General features: G+C 50.0%; 21 protein-coding genes. 18 read left to right on the top strand and 3 right to left on the bottom strand.

Annotated elements, in window-relative coordinates; genetic code table 11:
- Window positions 1-12 precede the first annotated feature (12 nt).
- The 14 genes from metH (at window position 13) to ACTJKB_RS01830 (ending at window position 15,541) form a co-directional block, all read left to right on the top strand.
- Window positions 13-3,390 carry a methionine synthase gene (gene metH, locus ACTJKB_RS01895; RefSeq protein ID WP_440832687.1) on the top strand — a complete coding sequence of 1,126 codons (3,378 nt, stop codon included), beginning with the start codon at window positions 13-15 and terminating at the stop codon, window positions 3,388-3,390.
- A 198-nt stretch (window positions 3,391-3,588) separates the two neighbouring features.
- The gene (gene rnz, locus ACTJKB_RS01890) at window positions 3,589-4,551 is read left to right on the top strand and encodes a ribonuclease Z (protein ID WP_440831563.1); all 963 of its coding nucleotides are present in this window, start codon (window positions 3,589-3,591) and stop codon (window positions 4,549-4,551) included.
- Window positions 4,552-4,853: 302 nt separating this feature from the next.
- Window positions 4,854-5,642, top strand: a complete 789-nt coding sequence (locus tag ACTJKB_RS01885; protein WP_440831562.1) for a TIGR01457 family HAD-type hydrolase — start codon at window positions 4,854-4,856, stop codon at window positions 5,640-5,642.
- Between the two features lie 45 nt (window positions 5,643-5,687).
- On the top strand, window positions 5,688-6,503 hold the full coding sequence (locus tag ACTJKB_RS01880) for an Fpg/Nei family DNA glycosylase (protein WP_440831561.1): 816 nt from the start codon (window positions 5,688-5,690) through the stop codon (window positions 6,501-6,503).
- On the top strand, window positions 6,493-7,347 hold the full coding sequence (locus tag ACTJKB_RS01875) for a deoxyribonuclease IV (RefSeq protein WP_440831560.1): 855 nt from the start codon (window positions 6,493-6,495) through the stop codon (window positions 7,345-7,347). Before ACTJKB_RS01880 ends, ACTJKB_RS01875 begins: the two co-directional genes overlap by 11 nt.
- Window positions 7,344-7,688, top strand: coding sequence for a cyclic-phosphate processing receiver domain-containing protein (locus ACTJKB_RS01870; RefSeq protein WP_440831559.1), 345 nt, complete (start codon window positions 7,344-7,346; stop codon window positions 7,686-7,688). Before ACTJKB_RS01875 ends, ACTJKB_RS01870 begins: the two co-directional genes overlap by 4 nt.
- Entirely contained in the window at window positions 7,685-8,008 is a 324-nt protein-coding gene (locus ACTJKB_RS01865) for a thioredoxin domain-containing protein (RefSeq protein ID WP_440831558.1), read from the top strand. The genes ACTJKB_RS01870 and ACTJKB_RS01865 overlap by 4 nt, the downstream gene beginning before the upstream one ends.
- Window positions 8,008-8,790, top strand: a complete 783-nt coding sequence (locus tag ACTJKB_RS01860) for an ABC transporter ATP-binding protein (RefSeq protein ID WP_440831557.1) — start codon at window positions 8,008-8,010, stop codon at window positions 8,788-8,790. The genes ACTJKB_RS01865 and ACTJKB_RS01860 overlap by 1 nt, the downstream gene beginning before the upstream one ends.
- Window positions 8,787-9,854: an SAM-dependent methyltransferase gene (locus ACTJKB_RS01855; protein ID WP_440831556.1), complete on the top strand. Its 1,068-nt coding sequence runs from the start codon at window positions 8,787-8,789 to the stop codon at window positions 9,852-9,854. Before ACTJKB_RS01860 ends, ACTJKB_RS01855 begins: the two co-directional genes overlap by 4 nt.
- A 115-nt stretch (window positions 9,855-9,969) precedes the next feature.
- Window positions 9,970-11,502, top strand: coding sequence for a serine/threonine-protein kinase (locus ACTJKB_RS01850; RefSeq protein WP_440831555.1), 1,533 nt, complete (start codon window positions 9,970-9,972; stop codon window positions 11,500-11,502).
- A gap of 143 nt (window positions 11,503-11,645) precedes the next feature.
- Entirely contained in the window at window positions 11,646-13,202 is a 1,557-nt protein-coding gene (locus ACTJKB_RS01845; RefSeq protein WP_440831554.1) for an ABC-F family ATP-binding cassette domain-containing protein, read from the top strand.
- 69 nt (window positions 13,203-13,271) lie between these two features.
- Complete coding sequence (locus ACTJKB_RS01840) at window positions 13,272-14,342, top strand: ThiF family adenylyltransferase (RefSeq protein WP_440831553.1); 1,071 nt, start codon at window positions 13,272-13,274, stop codon at window positions 14,340-14,342.
- 15 nt (window positions 14,343-14,357) lie between these two features.
- Window positions 14,358-14,663: a Dabb family protein gene (locus tag ACTJKB_RS01835; RefSeq protein WP_440831552.1), complete on the top strand. Its 306-nt coding sequence runs from the start codon at window positions 14,358-14,360 to the stop codon at window positions 14,661-14,663.
- A gap of 119 nt (window positions 14,664-14,782) precedes the next feature.
- Window positions 14,783-15,541, top strand: coding sequence for a winged helix-turn-helix domain-containing protein (locus ACTJKB_RS01830; RefSeq protein ID WP_440831551.1), 759 nt, complete (start codon window positions 14,783-14,785; stop codon window positions 15,539-15,541).
- Window positions 15,542-15,610: 69 nt separating this feature from the next.
- On the opposite strand, the gene ACTJKB_RS01825 is transcribed toward ACTJKB_RS01830, so the two are convergent.
- Both ACTJKB_RS01825 and ACTJKB_RS01820 read right to left on the bottom strand, forming a co-directional pair.
- Window positions 15,611-16,117, bottom strand: a complete 507-nt coding sequence (locus ACTJKB_RS01825) for a C40 family peptidase (protein ID WP_440831550.1) — start codon at window positions 16,115-16,117, stop codon at window positions 15,611-15,613.
- Window positions 16,118-16,394: 277 nt separating this feature from the next.
- On the bottom strand, window positions 16,395-17,036 hold the full coding sequence (locus ACTJKB_RS01820) for a thiamine diphosphokinase (protein ID WP_440831549.1): 642 nt from the start codon (window positions 17,034-17,036) through the stop codon (window positions 16,395-16,397).
- A gap of 155 nt (window positions 17,037-17,191) precedes the next feature.
- On the opposite strand from ACTJKB_RS01820, the gene ACTJKB_RS01815 reads away from it, so the two are divergent.
- The gene (locus tag ACTJKB_RS01815; RefSeq protein WP_440832685.1) at window positions 17,192-17,656 is read left to right on the top strand and encodes a low molecular weight protein-tyrosine-phosphatase; all 465 of its coding nucleotides are present in this window, start codon (window positions 17,192-17,194) and stop codon (window positions 17,654-17,656) included.
- Window positions 17,657-17,806: 150 nt separating this feature from the next.
- Here the strand turns inward: ACTJKB_RS01815 and ACTJKB_RS01810 are convergent, their stop codons facing one another.
- The gene (locus ACTJKB_RS01810; RefSeq protein WP_440831548.1) at window positions 17,807-18,538 is read right to left on the bottom strand and encodes an alpha/beta hydrolase; all 732 of its coding nucleotides are present in this window, start codon (window positions 18,536-18,538) and stop codon (window positions 17,807-17,809) included.
- Window positions 18,539-18,803: 265 nt separating this feature from the next.
- On the opposite strand from ACTJKB_RS01810, the gene pdhA reads away from it, so the two are divergent.
- The 3 genes from pdhA to ACTJKB_RS01795 all read left to right on the top strand — a co-directional run bounded on the left by pdhA (window position 18,804) and on the right by ACTJKB_RS01795 (window position 22,670).
- Window positions 18,804-19,871 carry a pyruvate dehydrogenase (acetyl-transferring) E1 component subunit alpha gene (pdhA, locus tag ACTJKB_RS01805; RefSeq protein WP_074113215.1) on the top strand — a complete coding sequence of 356 codons (1,068 nt, stop codon included), beginning with the start codon at window positions 18,804-18,806 and terminating at the stop codon, window positions 19,869-19,871.
- A 15-nt stretch (window positions 19,872-19,886) separates the two neighbouring features.
- Window positions 19,887-20,864 (top strand): alpha-ketoacid dehydrogenase subunit beta, encoded by a 978-nt coding sequence (locus ACTJKB_RS01800; protein WP_074084536.1) that lies wholly within the window; start codon window positions 19,887-19,889, stop codon window positions 20,862-20,864.
- A 153-nt stretch (window positions 20,865-21,017) separates the two neighbouring features.
- Window positions 21,018-22,670: a 2-oxo acid dehydrogenase subunit E2 gene (locus ACTJKB_RS01795; protein ID WP_440831547.1), complete on the top strand. Its 1,653-nt coding sequence runs from the start codon at window positions 21,018-21,020 to the stop codon at window positions 22,668-22,670.

Genomic DNA, 22,670 nt, shown 5'->3' with positions numbered 1-22,670 from the left:
CTTGACGGAGCAATGGGTACGATGATTCAACAGGTGCCGCTTACCGGTGCGGATTTTGGCGGAGAAGAACTTGACGGCTGTAATGAAATGCTGGTGCTCACCCGGCCTGAGGTCATACAGGATATTCATGAGAAATATCTGGAAGCCGGTGCGGATTTAATTGAGACAAATACTTTCGGTGCGACATCTGTCGTACTGGCCGAATATGATATTCCACAGCGGGCACGCGAGATCAATCTCGAAGCCGCCAGGCTGGCCCGGAATGCCGTAGATAAATATGATACAGCAGACCATCCGCGCTATGTTATAGGTGCTATGGGACCGACTACGAAGACCCTTTCGGTGACTGGTGGTGTCACATTCCATGAACTTATGAAGAGTTATGAGGAACAGGCGGTTGCGCTGATCGACGGGAAAGTGGATGCACTGCTGCTCGAAACTTCCCAGGATACACTCAATGTGAAGGCGGGAAGCATCGGCATCCGGAATGCTTTTGAGCAGACGGGGGTAACACTGCCGGTCATGATCTCCGGGACGATTGAACCGATGGGGACTACACTTGCCGGGCAGAACATTGAAGCTTTTTACATTTCACTGGAGCATTTGAAACCTATATCCATCGGGCTTAACTGTGCGACCGGACCGGAGTTTATGCGTGATCATATCCGTTCACTCTCGGCAATCTCCTCAGCAGCAGTAAGCTGCTACCCGAATGCGGGACTGCCCGACGAAAACGGTAATTATCACGAGTCGCCGGACTCCCTTGCCCGCAAGCTTGCCGGTTTTGCCGAGAAAGGCTGGCTAAATATTGCCGGGGGCTGTTGCGGAACCACACCGGACCATATCCGTGCAATGGCTGAGGCGCTTGCGGTCTATCCGCCCCGTGGTCTGGATGGACAGCACCCGCCGGCACTTTCGGGGATTGAGCCTGTATATATTGAGAGCGACAACCGCCCGTATATGGTGGGTGAACGCACGAATGTTCTTGGCTCGCGGAAGTTCAAGCGGCTGATTGTGGAAGGCAAATATGAAGAGGCTTCCGAAATCGCCCGGGCTCAGGTGAAGAGCGGTGCACAAGTGATAGATGTCTGTGTTCAGGACCCGGACCGTGATGAGAGTGAAGATATCAAGAAATTTCTGGAACTGGTGGTCAAAAAGGTGAAGGTTCCGCTTATGATTGATACCACCGATCCCAAGGTAATCGATCTGGCACTGCAATACTGCCAGGGCAAGGCGATCATTAACTCCATTAATCTTGAAGATGGTGAAGAAAAATTTGAGCTGGTCACTCCGCTGATCCATAAATATGGCGCCGCCATTGTTGTGGGTACAATAGATGAAACGGGACAGGCTATTAAAGCTACAGATAAGCTGGAAGTTGCGAAACGTTCATATGAGCTGTTGGTCAATAAGTATGGTCTGGCGCCGGAAGATCTGATTTTTGATACACTGGTATTTCCTGTAGGTACCGGGGATGAGCAGTATATCGGTTCCGCCAAGGAGACGATCGACGGTATACGGCTAATCAAGGAAGCCCTTCCTGAAGTGCATACCATCCTAGGTATAAGCAATGTCTCGTTTGGTCTGCCTGAAGCGGGCCGCGAGGTGCTTAACTCAGTATTCCTTTATGAATGCACTAAGGCCGGACTGGACTATGCCATAGTGAATACGGAAAAGGTAGAGCGGTATGCCTCCATTTCAGAAGAAGATCGTTATCTGGCCGAGCAGTTGATTTATAATACAAATGATGATACGTTGGCCGCATTCGTTGCCGCTTTTCGTGGTAAGAAGGTGGAGAAGAAAGAGAAGATCTCCAATCTCTCCCTTGAGGAGCGCTTGGCTTCCTATGTAGTGGAAGGGACCAAAGAAGGCTTGATTCCCGATCTGAACGAAGCGCTGAACAAGTCGGGTCCGCTGGAGATCATTAACGGTCCGTTGATGGCTGGGATGTCTGAAGTTGGCAGGTTGTTCAACAATAATGAGTTGATTGTCGCCGAAGTGCTGCAAAGCGCTGAAGTGATGAAGGCATCTGTCAACCATTTGGAACAGTTCATGCAGAAGGACGAGACATCTGTAAAGGGTAAGATCATGCTGGCTACGGTTAAGGGTGATGTGCATGACATCGGTAAGAATCTGGTGGAGATCATCCTCTCCAATAATGGTTACGAAATTATCAATCTGGGTATAAAAGTACCACCGGAGAATATCATTGAAGCGTTTCGGCGGGAAAAAGCGGATGCGATTGGCCTGTCCGGCCTGCTCGTGAAGTCGGCGCAGCAAATGGTACTGACTGCTCAGGATCTGCGTAGTGCGGGTATCGATGTGCCGATCATGGTTGGCGGCGCCGCATTGACACGCAAGTTCACCAAGACACGTATCCGGCCGGAATATGACGGTCTGGTGCTCTATGCCAAGGACGCTATGGACGGTCTAGATATCGCCAATCGGTTGATGAATCCGGACGAACGTTTGAAAATTGAAGAGGAAGTGCGCCTTGATGCTGAGGCAGCGGTAGCCGTGGCTCCACAGCAGGAGATGCCAGTGCTGACAAGGGCGGTCCGTTCCAAGATTTCGGCGGATGCACCGGTCTTTACGCCGCCTGATGTGGAGCGGCATGTCCTGCGCAATTACCCGTTAGGACATATTATTCCTTATGTAAATATGCAGATGCTGCTGGGTCATCATCTTGGACTCAAGGGTTCAGTGGAAGCTCAGCTTGCCGCCGGTGACCCGCGCACAGTGGAACTCAAGGAGACCGTGGATGGAATTCTGCATAAAGCAATGCTGGAAGGCACGATAACTCCGCAAGCCATGTATCAATTTTTCCCGGCTCAAGGGAGTGGCAATGACATTCTGATCTACGATCCGCAGGATACAGCCAAGGTACTCCATACCTTCACTTTCCCGCGCCAGAATGTGGAGCCTTATCTATGCCTGGCAGACTTCCTGAAATCCGTTGACAGCGGAATTATGGATTATGTCGGTTTTCTGGTGGTTACGGCAGGTCATGGTGTCCGCGAAATGTCCGCTGAGTTGAAGGACAAAGGTGATTATCTGCGTTCCCATGCCCTGCAGGCGGTTGCGCTGGAGGTGGCTGAAGGTTTAGCGGAGCGCGTCCATCATATGATGCGGGATACATGGGGGTTCCCGGACCCGGCGGATATGACCATGAAGCAAAGACACGGAGCCCGGTATCAAGGCATTCGTGTATCCTTCGGTTATCCTGCTTGCCCGGATCTGGAGGATCAGGGACCTCTATTCAAGCTGCTGTCACCTGAGGACATTGGTGTCGAGCTTACTGAAGGCTTCATGATGGAGCCCGAGGCTTCGGTGTCGGCGATGGTGTTCGCGCACCCGGAAGCGCAGTATTTTAATGTGGAGAAGCAATAAGCTTCCGTCCGATATACTCATTCTGTAGGGACTGCACCCTATTAGAGCGGAACCTCCCGTAACCGGGAGGTTTTTTGCTGGAGCTGTACGTTTACCGGAAAGATGATTTTTTGTCCCAAAAAGGGTAAAATTCTCTGCATGAGATTCTGCTCTACAGCATTTGAAGCGTTCTTAAAAATATAGAGAGGAGGAGCATGAGTGGAAATATACTTTTTGGGTACAAATGCCGGGGTTCCAACACTACAGAGGAATGTAACTTCGGTTGCACTCCGCTTGTTGGAAGAACGCCGAAGCTTCTGGATGTTCGATTGTGGAGAAGGTACGCAGCACCAGGTTCTACGATCCCCGCTTCGGTTGGGAAAGCTTGAAAAGCTGTTCATCACCCATCTCCATGGTGACCACCTGTTCGGATTACCGGGTCTGTTGTCCAGCCGCGGATATCAAGGCGGTACAGGACCGCTTACGGTGTACGGACCTCCTGGTCTAAAAGCCTATCTGGATATCTCCTTGTCAGTCAGCCAATCCCGGATTCCATATGCAATTGAGATTGTTGAGCATAGCGGAGGTCTTATCTTTGAGGATGATAGCTTTAAGGTTGAGGCTGGTCTACTGGAACACCGGATCGACAGCTATGGTTACCGGGTGACGGAGAAAGACAGTCCGGGTAACCTGAATACAGAATTACTGCAAAGCTATGGTCTGAAGCCTGGACCGCTCTATGGCTTATTGAAAAAGGGGCAAGATGTAACAACTGAGGAAGGCGTCCTGATCCGTGCAGCGGAAGTGGTGAATGCTCCGAAACGAGGCCGGATTATAACCGTCCTGGGAGATACGAGACCCTGCAAGGGGACTTTGCCGCTTGCCTTGGATGCGGATCTGATCATCCATGAGGCAACCTTTGGTCACGATCTGAAGGATATGGCTTATCAGTACCATCACAGCACTGCCGTCCAGGCCGCCGAGCTGGCCCGCGAAGCAGGTGGACGGGAGTTGCTGCTGACTCACTTCAGTTCCCGCTATACTTCACAGGAAGAGCTGCTGCCGCTGCTTATGGAAGCGCAGGCAATCTTCCCTCAGACGCTGCTGGCTGAAGAGTTCTGCACCTTTCCGGTATACCGCAGATCCCCGGGAAATCCTCAGGGAAATGATCCGGGAAAGTGAATTATTTTCCGGGAAAGCGCAGGAAATGACAGTGCCATGCCAAAAAAAGACTGGCGGGGCGGGCGTTCGATAGTGTTCGACGAGGTGTGTTAAATTTTAAGAATTAGCAGGATGAAAAAGCAACGAAGAACCAAAGATATTGGCGAAAAAGCGGTGAGTTTTATGTCCGGAATGCCCATAAGCCAACTCATTTTCCCCATATAGAACGACTGGTTAATTGGTTAGAAACAGCAGAGGAATACAGAAAATTAATAAGGTTTAATATTAATGGAGTGAACTAAAAATAGGTTAGGAGGGAAGCTATGAAATCTGTTGGGGGTTTGTTGATTGATTTGGACGGAACGTTATACCACGGAGGCCGGATGATTCCCGGCGCAGATCTGCTCATTTCTTCACTTCGCAAGGCTGGCATACCTTATTTGTTTGTAACGAACAACTCTTCCCGGACTCCGGCCAGCGTAGCGGCTCATTTGCGTGGAATGGGCATTGAAGCAGAGCCGCATGAGGTGTGCACTTCTTCATTGGCGGCTGCCCGCTATATCGCCGGAGAATCACCAGGAGCAACTGTGGCGATACTTGGGGAAGACGGATTGATCGAGGCCTGCCGCGAAGCGGGGCTTGCTTTGGTGACCGAAGCGCCGGAGTATGTTGTACAGGGCATTGACCGGTCTTTTACATATGATACCCTGGCACGGGCTTCGCGCTGGATTCGTGAGGGGGCAAAGTTTGTGCTGACGAACCCGGATCTGATGCTTCCCTCCGATGATGGCGTTATGCCTGGAGCCGGGACGCTGGGAGCCGCAATCGAAGCGGCAAGCGGATTTTCTCCTGTAGTCATTGGCAAACCTGAGGCGCACCTCATTACCTATGCTACGTCACTGCTGGGAATTGATCCGGGCGAGGCTGTTGTGATTGGAGACAATATGCGCACAGATATTTCCGCAGGAGCTCGCGCAGGCTGCCAGACCATCCTTGTGCTGACGGGCCTTACGACAAGAGACAATCTGGAAGACTATCAGCGCCTTACCGGAGTGAACCCGGATGAAATTTGTGCCGATTTAGCTGAACTTATGCTTGCACTCGGTGTATAATGTCAAAGGTGTGCTTTTACCTATCTACGAAGGGAAGATGTCATTATGCCGGAATTACCGGAAATGGAGAATTACAGAAAGCTGCTTAGCCAGCATCTTATAAATGTCCCAATTACAGGTGTAACCGTAAATCGGGAGAAAACGATCAATATGGAGACCGAAGAATTCACCCAGGCGCTGATCGGGGCACGTATTGTATTTGTGGAGCGCAGAGCCAAGCATATTCTGTTCCATCTTCACGATGGCCGCAGGCTGCTGCTGCATTTGATGCTCGGAGGACTTCTGTTCTACGGGACGGAGGAAGAACGGCCTGAACGCTCAACACAGGTAGAGCTTGCATTTGGGGAGCACATTCTGTATTTTATGGGACTACGGCTGGGATACCTGCATCTGCTGTCCGTTAAGGAGAGCGAAGCGGCAATGGGCAAACTGGGGCCTGAACTGCTGGACCGGCGCATGACACCGGAACGGTTCGCTGGACTTCTGAAAGGACGCCGGGGTGCGCTGAAGAGCCTGATGGTCAATCAGCAGGTTATGGCCGGCATTGGCAACTGCTACGCTGATGAAATCGCTTATGATGCCAAGCTCCTGCCAACAACACTGGTACAGAACCTGACACCGGAATTGGTGGGACGGCTGTATGCCAGTGTACGCAAGGTGCTGACGGAAGCCACAGAAATCGGCGGCTATATGGAGATGCCATTTATGTCCGGCGATACAGTTACAGGTTCGTATAATGATCAGTGCAAAGTGTATGACCGTGAAGGTGAGCCTTGCCTGCGCGGAGGGGGAACCATTGTCAAAATAGAGCTGTCCGGACGCAAGGTGTTTTATTGCCCGGATTGTCAGCATGCCGAATAAGCCCAAAATTGGGGCACACGTCAGCACTCGCGGCGGATTCGGGCGTGCAGCCCGGTTTGCCTGGGAGAGCGGTGCGGCGTGTTTTCAATATTTCCCGAAGAATCCGCGCAGTCTGCGGTTGAAGCAGCCGGACCTTATGGATGCGGAGAGCTGTGCGTCCTTTTGCCGGGATAAGGGAATGGTGTCGATCGCGCATACTCCTTATCCAACCAATCTGGCGGCCACAGCGGCATCCAGGACGATCATGGTGGAATCTCTGCTGAACGACCTGGAAATTGCCGAGGCCTGCGGTTCACTGGGCATTGTGGTTCATTTTGGACATTTTAGCGGCTTAGAGCCGTTACAGGGCTATCAAAATATTATACAATGTATAAATAATACGCTGGAAAACTGGGACGGACAGGCCAAGCTGCTGATTGAAAATCAGGCGGGCAATCACGGCAAAGAGGGCATGACTCTGGAAGAACTGGTCAAAATCCGTGAACTGAGCCGTTACCCGGAGAAAATCGGTTTTTGCCTGGATACCTGTCATGCATTCGCCGCCGGGATCTGGAATCCGGAGCATACGGAAGAATTTATCCATAAGGGCACAGCCCTAGGCTATTGGGAGCATCTTGTGGCGGTTCATCTGAACGATTCATTATATGCTTTCGGATTACAGAGGGACAGGCACGCTAATATCGGCAAGGGGTGTATCGGTGAAGATCGCTTGCGCAGTCTGCTGATTACCGAACCTTTTCGCCGGGTGGCCATTGCTCTGGAGACCGGGAAGGGACCGGATGGGACTCACCGGCAGGAAATTGCCGCAGTACGTAGATGGTATGAAGCGGAGGTGCAGCAATGATCAATCTGTTCATGGACGACTTCCGAAAACGGCCCGAGGGCTTCACGCTGGCACGTTCCACGGAGGAATGTCTGCTGCTGCTCCGTGAATGTGAAGTTCAAGTCTTATCGCTGGATTATGACATGGGGCCTGATGATTATTGTGGCAGTGAAGTAGCGAAAAGAATCGTACTGGAAAAGCTGTTCCCCCGCGAAATTTATCTGCATACCTCCAGTCTGCAGGGACGCCGGGAGATGCACGAAATTCTGTATCCTGCAGTTCCTTCTGATGTCCGACTCCATAATGGTCCGCTGAATCCGTCCAGACTTCTGGAAATTGCTTCAGGGGCGGTAAGCCGATGATAGAGATGAATCAACAGGAGCTGCTGCAGGTACTCGAACAGAAGGGTGAACCTCTCGTTGTGTTTTTGTATACTCCGCTGTGTGGAACCTGTACAGCCGCCCGCCGTATGCTGGAGGTAGCAGAGTATCTGCTGCCACAAGAACTGTTGATTGCAACGGGGAATGTGAACATGCTGCCAGGACTGGTGAATTCGTACCGGATCTCCAGTGTGCCTGCACTACTGGTTGCATCGGCTGACCGCAGCAGAGATCCGGCTATTTATTATTCAATGGGCTCAGTGGAACGGGTGCTGGACTACATAAGGAGTGTGACCTCATAATGATATCTTTACAACATCTATCCCTGCGCAGAGAGCAAAGCCTGATTCTGGATGATGTGTCGCTGGAAATGAAGCAGGGCGAAAACTGGGTGATTCTGGGCCGCAATGGCTCAGGTAAAACTACACTGCTGGAAATGATGACCGGTTATTTGTTTCCGAGCAAAGGTTCTGTCGAGGTGCTTGGCTATAAATACGGCCAGTGCGATCTGCGCGAGGTACGCAAGGAAATCGGTTATATCGGACCGTCATTGATGGAGAAGCTGTCGCTGACTGATCCCGTATGGGAGGTTGTTGCTACAGGCGCCTATGCGTATCTTCGCTTCTATCAGGATATTCCGCGTTCCGTGCATGAGCGGGCAATCAGTTTGCTGGAGGGTATGAATCTCGGTGAGATGGCCTACCATCCGTTTGGAACCCTGTCCCAAGGGGAACGTAAAAAGGCAATGCTGGCACGCTGCCTCATGGCTGAGCCCAAGCTTCTGATTCTGGATGAGCCCTGTGCCGGATTAGATTTGTACGAGCGTGAAAAAATGCTTGCCGAGATCGACAAGCTGAAGCAGCATAACGTATCCGTAGTATATGTTACACATCATGTTGAGGAAATTGTGCCGCTCTTTACACATGTGGCATTGATCCGGGGCGGTAAGCTGGCCGGTTCCGGTCCCAAAGAAGAAGTGTTAACGAAAGAAATGATCTTGGCCACCTACGATATTCCTGCTGATATAGAATGGGATAGCGGTCGTCCCTGGATTAAAATAAGACCTGGAGGCACAACCCTTTGAGTGATCTAATAGAAGTAACTCCCCAGCAGACCTCTGCTCCGGAAGAAAAAATACATTCGCGGTATATTTGCACCGCCAACCACGGCTTTGCTCCATATGCCCAGGAAGAGCTGCGCCGCTTGTTCGGGTCGGTGAAAAGCACACTGCTGCTGCCGGGTGAAATATTCCTGGCCACGCTGGAAGCCGAACCAGAAGAGGTGTCACGTAAACTGGCCGGCAGTCTGCCGATCTTTTTGCGGCATATTCAACCTGTCCAGTTCCAAGACCAGGGCGATAGGACTGCGTTGGAACGGCTCGCTGTTTATCTGGGCCGCCGCAGCGAACTTGAAGGTATGAAGGTATCGCTGCATGTTCGTAAGGGCAGCAGCTCCTTCTGGCCGGACAGCCCAGGGGAACTGCGTGAATGGCTTCAGGAACGGTTGCAGGACCTGGGTGCGGAGTTCACCGTGCAAGAACCGGATTGGGTTATTTCGGTGTATGCCGATGGCGATGCGCTGTATGCCGGTGTTTCCCGGCCTGAGGACAACCTGTCGAGCTGGAATGGCGGCATGATCCGTTTCCGTAAAGAGGACGGGCAGATTTCAAGGGCCAAGTTCAAACTGATGGAGGCGGAAAGAGAGTTCTCGATTCCGTTCCAGAGTTTCCGGAATGCCGTGGACATTGGCGCGTCTCCGGGCGGATGGACTTCGTTTCTGCTGGAACGGGGGCTTAAGGTGACAGCCATTGACCCGGCGCTGATGCACGAGTCGCTCCGCAAGAATTCTTCACTTAAGATCCTGCGCAAGAATGCCGGGGAAGTGAAATTCTCTGACAATGAGTTTGATTTGCTGGTCTGCGATATGAGCTGGAGCCCCAAGCTGATGGCCAAGCTGGTCACAGGGCTGCTACACAGTCTGTCACCTGGCGGCACAGCAATTGTTACGGTGAAGCTGATGCATAAGAAGCCGCTGGCGGTGATTAAGGAAATTATCGCCATGTTTGAAAGCGAGCGGATGCAGATTCAGCGAGCCAAGCAGTTGTTCCATAACCGTGATGAGATTACACTTTATATGATTAAGTATTAAGTAGCGAATGGTCTACCCAAAGGGAAAGCATCCCGTTACCTGCACAGCCGGCATTATGTCGCTGCATGTGAGGAACGGGGGGCTTTCCCTTTTTTTATGGATTATAAATGAATGAATGGAGGAGTGTATTGTGAACTTTGGAACAAAACTCAAAGTTGGTGTGACCCTAGGGAATAGATATAGAATTGCTGGAATTCTAGGAACAGGAGGGATGAGTCATGTTTATCTGGCAGAGGATTTGCGTCTGCCGGGAAAACACTGGGCGGTGAAGGAGAGTATCGACAAAGGGGCCGCATTTGGAGATATTCAGGCGGAAGCCGAACTGCTGATCTCCCTGAGTCACCCGCTGCTGCCGGGTGTAGTTGATTTTTTTCCGCCGGACCGGGAGGGGTATTGTTATTTGGTAATGGATTATATCGAGGGTATCACGTTAAGCCAATATCTTGCAGATAACCCCGGGCCGCTGCCGGCGAAAAGTATCATCCGGTATGCCCAGCAGCTGCTACAGGTTCTGGAGTATTTGCACGGGCATCATCCGCCAATTGTTCACCGGGATATGAAGCCTGGAAATATTATGCTGACCGGACGGGATGAGCTGATGCTGATTGATTTTGGCATTGCACGTAAGCATAGAAGCGACGGGAGTGAGGACACTGAAAAGCTTGGTACGGTTGGTTTTGCCGCTCCTGAACAGTATGGTGGAGGGCAAAGCGAGCCTGCCTCGGATCTGTACGGATTGGGTGCTTTGCTGCTGTATATGGCATCCGGAGGCCAGTACAGCCGTTGGCAGGCGGGACTGGAGGATAAGCTGCGTAACCAGTTACCGGAGGCGATGATTCCGTTGATCCGCAGGCTGCTGCGTCAGCATCCGGAGGAAAGATATTCGAGCGCGGAAGCTGTTCTTAGTGTTCTGGGGCCTATTGAAGCCGAAACAGCACATGTTGTCAGCCCGAAAGATCAGCGAAACAAAACCTCTTCACTCCGTCCAAAGCAGGAAACAACTGTGGTTGCGCTCCTTGGTGTCGCTCCGGGACTGGGCACTACGCATACCTCATTGGCTGCCAGCCTCTGTCTGAGCAGGTTTGGCACTGTCGCTTGGGTGGATTTCAACCCGTTATCACCAGTCTATAACCGAATCTGTAGTATGCTGGGGACACCAGTGTCAGACCGTGAACCAGGAGAAGTCAAGATTCCAGTTATATGGAAAGGGGTACATTTCTATAATAGGCCGTCCGAAGACGAAATCAGTTTCTTGCCGGGGAGATCGTACGATTTTGTAATTCTGGATTTGGGTATAGGCGAGTATGAGGGAGCACTGGATGAATTTATGGCAAGCGATATTCCGCTGCTCGTAGCTTCTGGTGCAGATTGGCGGTTGGAGGATACCCTGTATTGGCTGGCCCGCAGCGGACTCGCTCCCCTGCCAAACTGGAGGATATGTCTTCCACTCTCTACTCAGGCCGCAGCGGGTCTGCTGGGCTCCGCCCTGGGCGGGGTCAAGGTATACAGCTTACCATTTCAGCCGGACCCTTTTCAAGCTAGGGGCAAGCTGTCTGAGGCTCTTGAACGTCTGATAAAAGAACATGGGAAGAGAAGAATATTTGCGAAAAACCTTGGAAAGTTTCAGAAAAAACAGTGGAATAACTAGTTTTTTCTTTCCATACAGCTGTTCAAAGGCAATCTCCTATATCAGTGTGGCGCTTACTTGTGCTAAAATTAATCTTTGAATGTATCGTTGGAACTAGAATGTCGCCTTATTTTCAAATATAGATAGGAGCATATGGAGAATTTATGAGTTTACTTACTGTAGAAGACGTTTCCCATAATTTTGGGGACCGGGTATTATTCAAGGATGTATCTTTCCGCTTGCTGGATGGAGAACATGTAGGGATTGTTGGAGCGAATGGCGTAGGCAAATCGACGCTGATGAATATTTTGACCGGTAAATTACTGAAGGACAGCGGAAAAGTCGAGTGGACCCCGCGCGTCCGTTATGGCTATCTCGATCAGCACACCCTGCTAACACCAGGCAAAACCGTCCGGGATGTGCTCAAGGATGCTTTTCTGCCGCTGCTGGAGCTGGAGACAGAAATGATGGCTATCACTGATAAAATGGGTGATGCTACTCCGGAAGAGCTGGAACAGCTGCTGGAACGGATGGGGGATATTCAGGAACAGCTGGATATCGGCGATTTCTATCTCATTGATGTAAAAGTAGAAGATATGGCGGGCGGCCTTGGTCTGTCGGTAATCGGACTGGACCGTGACGTGGCCTCTCTGAGCGGGGGGCAGCGGACCAAGGTTCTGCTGGCAAAACTGCTGCTGGAGAAACCGAATGTGCTGCTGCTGGATGAGCCTACCAATTATCTCGACGTGGAGCATATCGATTGGCTGACTAATTACCTGAAGCAATATCCGTATGCCTTCATGCTGATCTCACATGATACTGAATTCATGAATAAAGTTGTGGATGTGGTGTATCATCTGGAATTCTCCAAGCTGAACCGTTATACAGCCAACTATGAGAAATTCCTGGATATGGCGGATATGAACAAAGCGCAGCATATCGATGCGTATGAGAAGCAGCAGGACTTCATCAAAAGGCAGGAAGACTTCATCCAGCGCAATAAAGCGCGGGCGTCCACCTCGGGCCGGGCCAAGAGCCGTGAGAAGCAACTCGGGCGTCTGGAACGGATTGACCGTCCGGAAGAAGCGATGAAGCCTTCCTTTCAGTTCAAGGAGAGCCGGGCGAGCGGGAAGACGGTGTTCGAGGGTGTTGATTTTGAAATCGGATATGATCGTCCACTGCTGCCAAGCAAGCTTAATATGATGATTGAACGCGGCGAGAAGATCGCCATTGTCGGTTACAACGGTGTCGGGAAATCGACACTGCTCAAAACGATCCTTGGAGTGATTCCAACTTTCAGCGGCAAAACATATCTGGGCGATTACCTGAGTTCTGCGTATTTCCAGCAGGAGATGAAAGCAGAGAATATTACGCCGATTGATGATGTGTGGAACGAATTCTCCAGTCTCACCCAGAATGAAGTGCGCGGACATCTGGCCCGCTGCGGCCTCAAAAACGAGCATATTACCCGTCCGCTAAACATGCTGAGCGGGGGCGAACAGGCTAAAGTGCGTTTGTGCAAGCTGATGATGCGCGATAGCAACTGGATTCTGTTCGATGAACCTACGAACCACTTGGATGTTGTCGCCAAGGCAGAACTGAAGCGGGCGCTGCAGGAATATAAGGGCACGATTCTGCTGGTTTCCCACGAACCTGAATTCTACGAGGATTGGGTCACCAAAATATGGAATGTGGAGCAGTGGTCTGCTCAATCGGTCTAATATAATCTGAAGTCGGAGAAGAGCAGCGCTGCTCTTTTCCGGCTTTTAAATATATGGGGGTGCCTTGGAATGAGCCATATGGAAAAAGAACAAGTTACAGCCGCCCGGGAACGCGGGCGGGACGGGCGTTATTCGCGACAGGTAAGATTCACCCCTTTTGGTGCAGAAGGGCAGGCTGGCCTTGCCCGCTCGACGGTGCTGATTATCGGAGTAGGCGCGCTGGGAACAGGGATTGCCGAGACATTAGCCCGCTGTGGAGTAGGACGAATCATATTGGCTGACCGGGATTACGTGGAATGGAGCAATCTCCAGCGCCAACAGCTTTATACGGAAGAGGATGCCTTGCAGCGGGTGCCCAAAGCCGCAGCGGCCAAGGCAAGGCTTGAGCTGATTAACTCGGAGATTCTGATTGAGGCCCAGGTGCTGGATGTACGAGCCGAAGAGCTGGAGGGTCTGCTGGGTGGTGTGAATCTCATCATGGATGGAACAGATAATTTCGACACCCGCCTGATTATTAACGATATGGCTCAAAAGCACGGCATACCCTGGATTTATGGGGCTTGTGTCGGCAGTTATGGAATAACATTCACAATCCTGCCGGGTGAAACGCCATGCCTGAACTGTCTGCTGGGCGCTGTGCCGCTTGGGGGCGATACCTGCGATATGGCGGGTATTCTTCCGCAGGCCGTGCAGCTGGTTACCGCAAATGCCACAGCGGAGGCTCTAAAACTGCTGGGCGGGCGGCAGGAACAGCTTAGAGGCAAACTGCTGTCGTTTGATGTATGGCGCAATGAGCACCAGGAGATCGGCGTCAAGGCTGCCAAAAAAGACAGCTGTCCTTCATGCGGAAGCCATCCTGTATATCCTTATTTAACAGCAGCCAATACTGAGCGCAGTGATGTGCTGTGCGGCAGGGATACAGTGCAAATCAGGCCAGCGGTCCGCCAGGAGCTAAATTTGCAGGAAATGGCTGCAAGGCTCTCAAAGCTTGGCAGCGGCAAGGTTGAAAGTAATGCTTATTTGGTTTCTTTTACGGAAGAGCCGTACCGGATGGTAGTTTTTGGAGATGGACGGGCTTTGATTCATGGAACCAGTGATGTTGCTGCTGCCCGCAGTTTTTATCACCGGTATTTCGGATAAAGAGGAGGCAGGATGATGACAAACGGTGCAATCAAACATATGGCATTATTCACATTGAAGCATGATTTGGCTTCAGCGGAAGCGGCTGCGTTCCTGAAAGACGGAGAAGAAATCCTCAGCGCTATTCCTGTAGTTGCAAACTTTGAAGTATTGCGTCAGGTTAGTATGAAATGCGATTTCAATTATGGCTTCTCCATGGAGTTTGAGAACCAGGAGGCTTACGATGCCTATAATGAACATCCGGATCATCAGCGGTTTGTGCGTGAACGATGGGAAACCGAGGTTTTGCGTTTTCAGGAAATCGACCTCATAGAATCATAATTAACAATTCTGATGGGAAAAGGCCATTCCGGGGAATGGCCTTTTTGCTTTGCGGGAAATCTAAGCCTATTCTGCAGCGGCAATGCCGGTGCAAGGCTGACTTGATGCGGGGGATAACAGTGAATGAGACTATTGCCTGGTTTGTGTCCGGACAGACCGCTGGTGCCCTTAAGGGCATAGAAGCGGGACGTGACAAAGAGGAGCACATGAATCTTCTACAGGCGCTGCAGGACCTCGGACTGCATACGGCAATAAGCGAAGATCTCGAGGATCTTCGCTTATTGCTGTCCAGAGTGGAGCCCATATTGCTGATTGCTGAGCTGGATTATGCCGCTGAATGGACTGGATGGAGGCTGATATCGGATCTGAGGGATCAGGGGAAAAGAATTCCGGTGATGGTGATTTCCAGTGGAGCGTATGGCGAGGCGGCGGTTGCGGCTTTTAAAGCGGGTGGCAATGAATATATGGTGAAGCCTGTACATACCGGTGAGTTCAAATGCAGAGTGGACAATATTATAAGACTTACAGGCCGCCGCAGCGACCGTTCGTCTCTATTGATGGTGGATGGCCTGATACTGGATCCTGCCCGCAGAATGGTTAAACGGGATGGAATGGAACTGAAAATGACACCTAAAGAGTTTGATCTGCTCTATTATCTGGCTGTGAATCTGGGGGAGGTATGTCCCCGCGATGAAATCCTGCAGCAGGTATGGGGCTATCATTTTCATGCAGACACCAACGTAGTTGATGTTTATATCAGGCATATCCGGCTCAAAGTGGACAAAGGCCACAAGAATAAACTGATTCATACGGTACGTGGAACCGGATATGTAATGAGGGCGCCGGAAGGCGCGCCACATGCTGACACCATACTCTGAACAAAGCCAACCACTTTTTTGTTTGTATGCAACCGCCGGAAAAGTCTGAAAGAGGTTATTGGAGAGCTGTTACAGAACGCGGCGTGCTTTCAGATAGGTTCTTTTCCAGTTGCCGGAATTGAGGTTGGAGATGGTGACACCGGGTGAACCGTACGTGTGAAGGATTTTACCATTCCCCATATAAACAGCAACGTGCGTTACATTTGAACCGTTGGCTCTGCTGCCGCTCGAGAAAAACACCAGATCTCCTACTTTTAAATTTGCTTTGGATACAGATCTTCCCACTTTGGATTGAGCTACAGAGGTACGGGGCAGGTTCACACCATATTTGGCGAAAATATATTTGGTGAATGATGAACAGTCAAAAGATCTGGTAGATGAAGTGGAGGCTCCGAATACATAACGCACTCCCATATATTTTTTACCTAAGTTTACAATGTTTTGACCGGTTGAAGAGGACACAGATGCGGCAGCAACGGGTGCTGTACCTGCTCCAGTTGCCATCAGTGTGCTCAGGCCAATCGTGGTGCACATGCCTACTACAATTGCTTGCTTAAACCATTGATGTTTCTTCATGTTGTAATTCCTCCCAGGTTATATCTAAATATCTATTTTCTTGCCTGTTCGTAGTATAGCAGGTTATGAATCTCCTATTTTTTGGAGAAGGGAGTTCAAACCCTTGCGGGGATTGGGATGGAAGCGTTTTATTAAAATCTCATTAAAAGTTACAAAAAATTAATATTTTAAGTATGGCGTGAACAAAAAAAGTCGGAAAACCCTTTTGTAGAATGGGATTCCCGACTTTTCACTTTTGAAACAATGGTTACAGAGCTGTCTCTTGATTCGTATGTACTTAATCCTTGCTTTGAATGATCAGCAGCAGTCCGCTGTCAATAGAAACGGTTCCGTTCTTAGCCGATAAAACGTTGCTTACTCCAAGTGATTGTCCCAGTTTCAGAGTGGCGTCTACTAAAGGGTATTGAAAGCCTTCCAGGGTAATTCCGGTCACTTCCGGGGTGAGGGGCAGTAGAGAAACATAGGTATATCCTGCATCACGAATCTCGGCCTTCGAACCGGTCAAGGTGATATAGTTATGCGAATCCATTAAGGAGCAACGAACCTGGCGCTGTAACGCTCTGGTCATCATTTGAATACTGGCAAGGGTATGATCGATCCGGGTGCCCGTTACCCCGAACAGCAGAATGGATTCCGGCTGAGTGTCCAGTGCCAGATCAAGCGCCATTTCACTGTCAGTTAGGTCCTTGTCAATGGGATCACAAGTAATGGTTTTTTTACTTCCCGCTTGAATATGTTCTAGGTCATCAGGAGTCACGGAATCAAAATCTCCAACCGAAATGTCGGGAACGATCCCGTGCGAAATCAGGAATAAAGCTCCCCGATCTGCTCCAATAACAAAATCCTCTTCATCTAATAAAGACAAATAATCCGCCGACAGATCTCCACCGGCAAAAATAACAACCCGTTTGACTGGCATAGAGTACCTCCTGATTTGTGACTGCGTAGTTAGTTTTTCCAGACCCAGTATAATGCAGAACGAAAAGTTGTACAAATGATCCTCCCGCGCTAAAATAAATATAGTACAACTATGTACTGTATTAGAAATGAAGAAATGTGCTGGAGGTGAGAAGGATCGTTAAGGTGCTGTTTGTTTGTCTGGGCAATATTTGCCGATCGCCGATGGCAGAGGCTGTTCTTCGTCACAAAATCCTGGAGCGGGGGCTGACAGATCAGATTGCGGTAGATTCTGCCGGTACCGGAGATTGGCATATTGGAAAAGCGCCGCATGAAGGAACCCGGCATATTCTGGATGAACATGGAATCAGCTATGAGAATATGAAAGCGCGGCTGGTAAGCGGCAATGATTTCGATGACTTTGATTACATCCTCTGCATGGATCAGTCTAATGGCGGAAATGTGCGCAAAATTCCGGGTGGGGAAAAAGCGAAGCTCCTGTTCTTCATGGACCTGCTGCCAGAAGAAGAGCTGAGGGAAGTGCCAGACCCTTATTTTACAGGGAATTTCGAGCAGGTATATCAATTGATCAACGCGGGTTGTGATGTTCTGCTGGATCAGATAATAAAGGACAGGCTATAACGGAATGTCTGCGGAAAGGGTTGCTGGTTCGGCTGCCGTCCTTAAAAAAAGGACAGGCACCCGTGTGCCTATCCTGTTATGAAAGCGCGATCACGCATAAAGGATACATATGTTCTTAAGATGTTCACTTTTTTGTCTTTCAAACCTGTTTTATTGGTTTAAGAAATAGAGTAGTGATTCTGGAAGCTCTTTTTGCCAGAATCCCCAGAGATGGTGGCCGTCTTTTTCCCGGTAAGAAACGGTTGCCCCACGTGACTCCAGCAGAGACTTGGTATCCCGGTTCATCTGCACAAAATCGTAGACGCCTGTATCGGTCTTATATTCCGTTTCCTGCAGTCCCACTACCATGTTGATATCGAGCCAGGACAGATCTTCTTCCTGAGCGAGGATTTCGCGCGTTTGCGGATAGTAAGCACCGGAAAGACTTAGAACGCGGCTGAACAAAGCGGGATAGGCCAGTGCGAGATGGAGCGATACGCTGCCGCCAAGCGAATCACCGGCGATGATTCGTTCTTCCGGTGTGCGGCGGACCGGATAATTATGTTCAATGAAGGGAATAATTTCTTCGGCAAAGCATGAGAGGTACTGTCTAAAACGGTTGCCGAAAGGGGCGTACTCCTGTGTCCGGACGGCTACATTCACTTCTACACCGACAATAATGAACGGCTCAATATCCTGCTCAAGGATCAGCTGTCCGGCAAGGGTGGCAATACGGCCGAAGTTGAAAAATTCCTCTCCATCCTGGCAATAGACTACGGGGTAACTGAGCACCTCATTATAACCTGGGGGAAGATAGATACGCAGTTTGCGTTCTTCATTAAGATGTTCGCTCCATAAGGTTTGTTTTACAATTGTACGTTTCAGAAAAACAGGTTCGCTCATAACTGAATCGTCACCTTTCTTGTCGGATTTTGCATTAGTCTCGGGGTTGCGTTAATATTACCCAAGTGGTAAATGTGTTAAATATCATTTACTTGCCAAATATTTGTCTATCTGTTATAGGATATTTTACATCCTGTTATACATACAAAATTTATGGAAACATAAATTTTATGCGTATTTCTTTGACGAAACAGATAAAACAGGTGTATAATAATTCTATAACAGAGGACACTGATATTCAAATTTTTTTATTGAGGTGAAGATGATGACTAAAGTTCCTTACGAAGTGTATACAGAGGATGTTGAGGCCCTTACGGTGCTTTCCCCCGATGGAGAAGTTATCAATAAGGATAAGATGCCTAAACTTACCGACGATCAGCTGAAAGAAATCATGTATCGTATGGTATTTACCCGGACCTGGGATGACCGTGCTGTCAACCTTGGCCGTCAAGGCCGTCTCGGTTTCTATGCGCCGGTGTCCGGCCAGGAAGCGACAATGATCGGCAGTGAGTTCGCTCTTCAGAAAGAAGATTTTGTATGCCCGGGTTACCGTGATATTCCACAGCTGGTGTGGCACGGACTTCCATTATATCAGGCTTTTCTATATTCTCGCGGACATCAGCATGGTGGACAGATTCCTGAAGGTGTAAATGTACTTATGCCACAGATTATCATCGGCGCACAAATTCTGCATGCCACTGGTATTGCAATGGGCTTCAAACTTAAAAAACAGCAGAATGTAGCAATCACCTATACAGGTGACGGCGGTTCTTCCGAAGGTGACTTCTACGAAGGTATGAACTTTGCCGGTCGTTTCAAATTGCCGGTCATCTTCTTCGTACAGAATAACGGCTATGCTATCACTACTCCGTTTGCCAAACAAACGGCAGCCAAATCAATCGCCCACAAAGCGGTTGCTGCGGGTATTCCCGGTATCAAGATCGATGGCATGGACATTTTTGCAGTTATTTCTGCGGTACAGGAAGCTGCTGAACGTGCCCGCAAAGGTGAAGGTGCTACGCTGATTGAAGCTGTAACTTACCGTTTCCGTCCGCATTCCCTGTCTGATGACGCCAGCAAATACCGTTCCAAGGAAGAAGAAGGCCAGTGGAACGAGAAGGACCCGATTGCCCGTCTGGCCAAGTACTTGGAGAAGAAGGGGCTCTGGACCGAAGAGGACACGCTGCGTGTAAGAGAAGAAGCGAAAGCGACTGTAAACGAGCAGATCAAAAAGGCAGAGCAGACCGAAAAAATGACCATTCCCGGCTTGATCGACAGCATGTTCGAGGTAACTCCGAAACATCTGGAAGAACAAAAAGCCGATTTTGAATAAGGGGGATATCAGGCAATGGCACAGATGAATATGAAAGAAGCAATACGTGACGCAATGCGCGTTGAACTGACTCGTGACCCTAATGTTCTTATCTTCGGAGAGGATGTTGGTAATGTAGGCGGCGTATTCCGTGTAACGGAAGGGCTGCAAAAGGAATTTGGCGAGGAGCGCATATTCGATACTCCGCTGGCTGAATCCGCAATCGGCGGTTTGGCTTTCGGTCTTGGGGTGCAAGGCTTCCGTCCGATTGCTGAAATCCAATTTATCGGCTTCATCTTTGAAGCACTCGATCAAATCGTCATTCAGGCTGCGCGCCTGCGCTGGCGTTCCGGGGGCAGATACAATGCTCCTGTAGTCTTCCGCACTCCATTCGGCGGTGGCGTAAAAGCAGCCGAGCTTCATACCGATTCCCTGGAAGGCCTGATTGCCCAAAGTCCGGGTATCAAGGTTGTTATTCCTTCCAATCCATACGATGCCAAGGGACTTCTGATCGCGTCCATCCGCGACAATGACCCTGTATTCTTCATGGAGCACTTGAACTTGTATCATGCCTTCCGTGCTGAAGTTCCTGAAGGTGAATATACCGTTGAACTGGGCAAAGCGAATGTCGTTCGTGAAGGTACGGATGTCTCGATTATTACTTATGGCCTGATGGTACATACTGCTACCAAAGCGGCCGATCAGCTTGAGAAAGACGGCATCAAGGCCGAAATCATCGACCTGCGTACGGTAAGCCCGATTGACATCGATACTATCGTTGCTTCGATTAAGAAGACGAACCGTGCAATTGTAGTACAAGAAGCACAGAAGAGCTCCGGCGTAGCCGCAGAGGTTATTGCTCAGATTAACGAAAAAGCTCTGCTGCATCTGGAAGCACCTGTGCTCCGTGTAGCAGGTCCTGATACTATTTTCCCATTCGCACAAATTGAGGATTCCTGGATTCCGACTCCAGCACGCGTTATTGCAGCAGTTAAGAAAGTAATGGAATTCTAAGAGAAACTGACCTTGCCGTCCTTGTAAAAGGGCGGCACCCGTGTCTGCAATATATTGAACTGCTATCAAAACTAAGCGTGCGCTTCCGAAGCGGGTTTTTCGAAAGGAAATTAAAGAAGTGTATGCTATCAAAACTTTTAGGAGGTAATTAAGGTGGCGAAATTTGAGTACCGGTTCCCTGAGCTGGGCGAAGGTTTGCATGAAGGTGAAATTATCAAAATGCATATCAAAGCCGGCGATAAAGTGACCGATGACGATATCGTAATGGAAGTACAGAATGACAAGGCGGTAGTTGAAGTGCCTTGTCCGGTTAACGGCACAGTGCTTGAAGTCTTCACCAAAGACGGACAGGTCTGCCGTGTAGGAGAAGTTGTAGCGATCATTGATGCAGAAGGCGATGTACCTGAACAGGAAGGCGGCCATGCCGAAACGCAATCCGCTCAAGAAGCGGATGCAGCCAAAGGCGGAGCAGATACAACTTCCTCTCCGGCAACGACCAGCCCTGCAACCGGCGGAACTTCCAATTTTGAATACAAGTTCCCTGAGCTGGGCGAAGGTCTGCATGAAGGTGAAATTATCAAAATGCATATCAAAGTCGGCGACAAAATCACAGACGATGATATTATCATGGAAGTTCAAAATGATAAAGCCGTCGTTGAAGTGCCTTCACCGGTCAATGGTACAGTGCTTGAAGTGTTCACCAAAGACGGACAGGTCTGCCGCGTAGGAGAAGTTGTGGCAATTATTGCCGCAGAAGGTGATGTTCCTCATCAGGAAGGCGGCCATGCTGAAGCTCCGGCTGCACAGGCAGCAACAGCTCCAGCGGCTGCAGCAGCGGCTCCAGCTCCTAACCGCGATGTATTGGCTACACCAAGTGTCCGCAAGTCTGCCCGCGAGCAAGGCGTTGACCTCTCCAAGGTGAATGGCTCCGGCAAGAATGGAAAAATCACCCATGAGGATGTGGAAGCTTTCCTTAAAGGCGGCTCCGCAGCACCTGCGGCGGCACCAGCAGCCGCTCCATCGGCCGCAGCAACTGCTCCGGCTGCAACACCTGCAGCCAAAGCACCGGCCGCAGCTCCAGCCGCAGCTTCCGGCAACGTGAGTCTCGAAGAAGAACGTGTACCGTTCAAGGGTATCCGTAAAGCCATTGCCAATGCTATGGTTAAATCGGCATATACCGCTCCGCATGTTACCATCATGGACGAAGTGGATGTTACCGAACTGGTAGCCTTCCGTGCCCGCATGAAGCCTGTTGCCGAGAAGAAAGGCGTGAAGGTTACTTACCTTCCATTCATCGTCAAAGCACTGGTTGCTGCTTCCCGTCAATTCCCTGCGCTTAACGCGATGATTGACGAAGCGACTAATGAAATTGTCTACAAGAAATACTACAACATTGGTATTGCTACAGATACAGACAATGGTCTGATCGTGCCGGTAATCAAGGATGCAGACCGTAAGAGCATCTGGATGATTGCGAGTGCCATCACCGATCTGGCTGTACGCGGTCGTGACGGCAAGCTGGCTCCAAATGAAATGAAAGGCAGCACGATCTCCATCAGCAATATTGGTTCCGCAGGTGGTATGTTCTTCACTCCGATCATCAACTTCCCTGAAGTGGCGATCCTGGGTACCGGACGTATTACCGAAAAACCGGTTGTTAAGAACGGAGAAATCGTTGCTGCTCCTGTAATGGCACTGTCCCTGAGCTTTGACCACCGCATCATTGATGGTGCAACAGCACAGAACTTTATGAATTACATTAAGACCCTGCTTGCAAATCCTGATATGTTAGTTATGGAGGTGTAA

It is taken from the genome of Paenibacillus sp. 22594, assembly GCF_052044425.1.
GTDB lineage: Bacteria > Bacillota > Bacilli > Paenibacillales > Paenibacillaceae > Paenibacillus_AQ.
This window is presented reverse-complemented; position numbering and strand designations above follow the sequence as displayed.

Excerpts from the sequence above, each read along its gene's own strand:
- ACTJKB_RS01800 (WP_074084536.1), top strand. The coding sequence starts at position 19,887 with ATGGCACAGATGAATATGAAAGAAGCAATACGTGACGCAATGCGCGTT.
- ACTJKB_RS01875 (WP_440831560.1), top strand. The coding sequence starts at position 6,493 with ATGCCGAATAAGCCCAAAATTGGGGCACACGTCAGCACTCGCGGCGGA.
- ACTJKB_RS01840 (WP_440831553.1), top strand. The coding sequence starts at position 13,272 with ATGAGCCATATGGAAAAAGAACAAGTTACAGCCGCCCGGGAACGCGGG.
- ACTJKB_RS01825 (WP_440831550.1), bottom strand. The coding sequence starts at position 16,117 with ATGAAGAAACATCAATGGTTTAAGCAAGCAATTGTAGTAGGCATGTGC.
- ACTJKB_RS01870 (WP_440831559.1), top strand. The coding sequence starts at position 7,344 with ATGATCAATCTGTTCATGGACGACTTCCGAAAACGGCCCGAGGGCTTC.
- ACTJKB_RS01850 (WP_440831555.1), top strand. The coding sequence starts at position 9,970 with ATGGAGGAGTGTATTGTGAACTTTGGAACAAAACTCAAAGTTGGTGTG.
- pdhA (WP_074113215.1), top strand. The coding sequence starts at position 18,804 with ATGACTAAAGTTCCTTACGAAGTGTATACAGAGGATGTTGAGGCCCTT.
- ACTJKB_RS01885 (WP_440831562.1), top strand. The coding sequence starts at position 4,854 with ATGAAATCTGTTGGGGGTTTGTTGATTGATTTGGACGGAACGTTATAC.
- metH (WP_440832687.1), top strand. The coding sequence starts at position 13 with ATGGGTACGATGATTCAACAGGTGCCGCTTACCGGTGCGGATTTTGGC.
- ACTJKB_RS01820 (WP_440831549.1), bottom strand. The coding sequence starts at position 17,036 with ATGCCAGTCAAACGGGTTGTTATTTTTGCCGGTGGAGATCTGTCGGCG.
- ACTJKB_RS01860 (WP_440831557.1), top strand. The coding sequence starts at position 8,008 with ATGATATCTTTACAACATCTATCCCTGCGCAGAGAGCAAAGCCTGATT.
- ACTJKB_RS01835 (WP_440831552.1), top strand. The coding sequence starts at position 14,358 with ATGACAAACGGTGCAATCAAACATATGGCATTATTCACATTGAAGCAT.
- ACTJKB_RS01880 (WP_440831561.1), top strand. The coding sequence starts at position 5,688 with ATGCCGGAATTACCGGAAATGGAGAATTACAGAAAGCTGCTTAGCCAG.
- ACTJKB_RS01865 (WP_440831558.1), top strand. The coding sequence starts at position 7,685 with ATGATAGAGATGAATCAACAGGAGCTGCTGCAGGTACTCGAACAGAAG.
- ACTJKB_RS01845 (WP_440831554.1), top strand. The coding sequence starts at position 11,646 with ATGAGTTTACTTACTGTAGAAGACGTTTCCCATAATTTTGGGGACCGG.
- ACTJKB_RS01810 (WP_440831548.1), bottom strand. The coding sequence starts at position 18,538 with ATGAGCGAACCTGTTTTTCTGAAACGTACAATTGTAAAACAAACCTTA.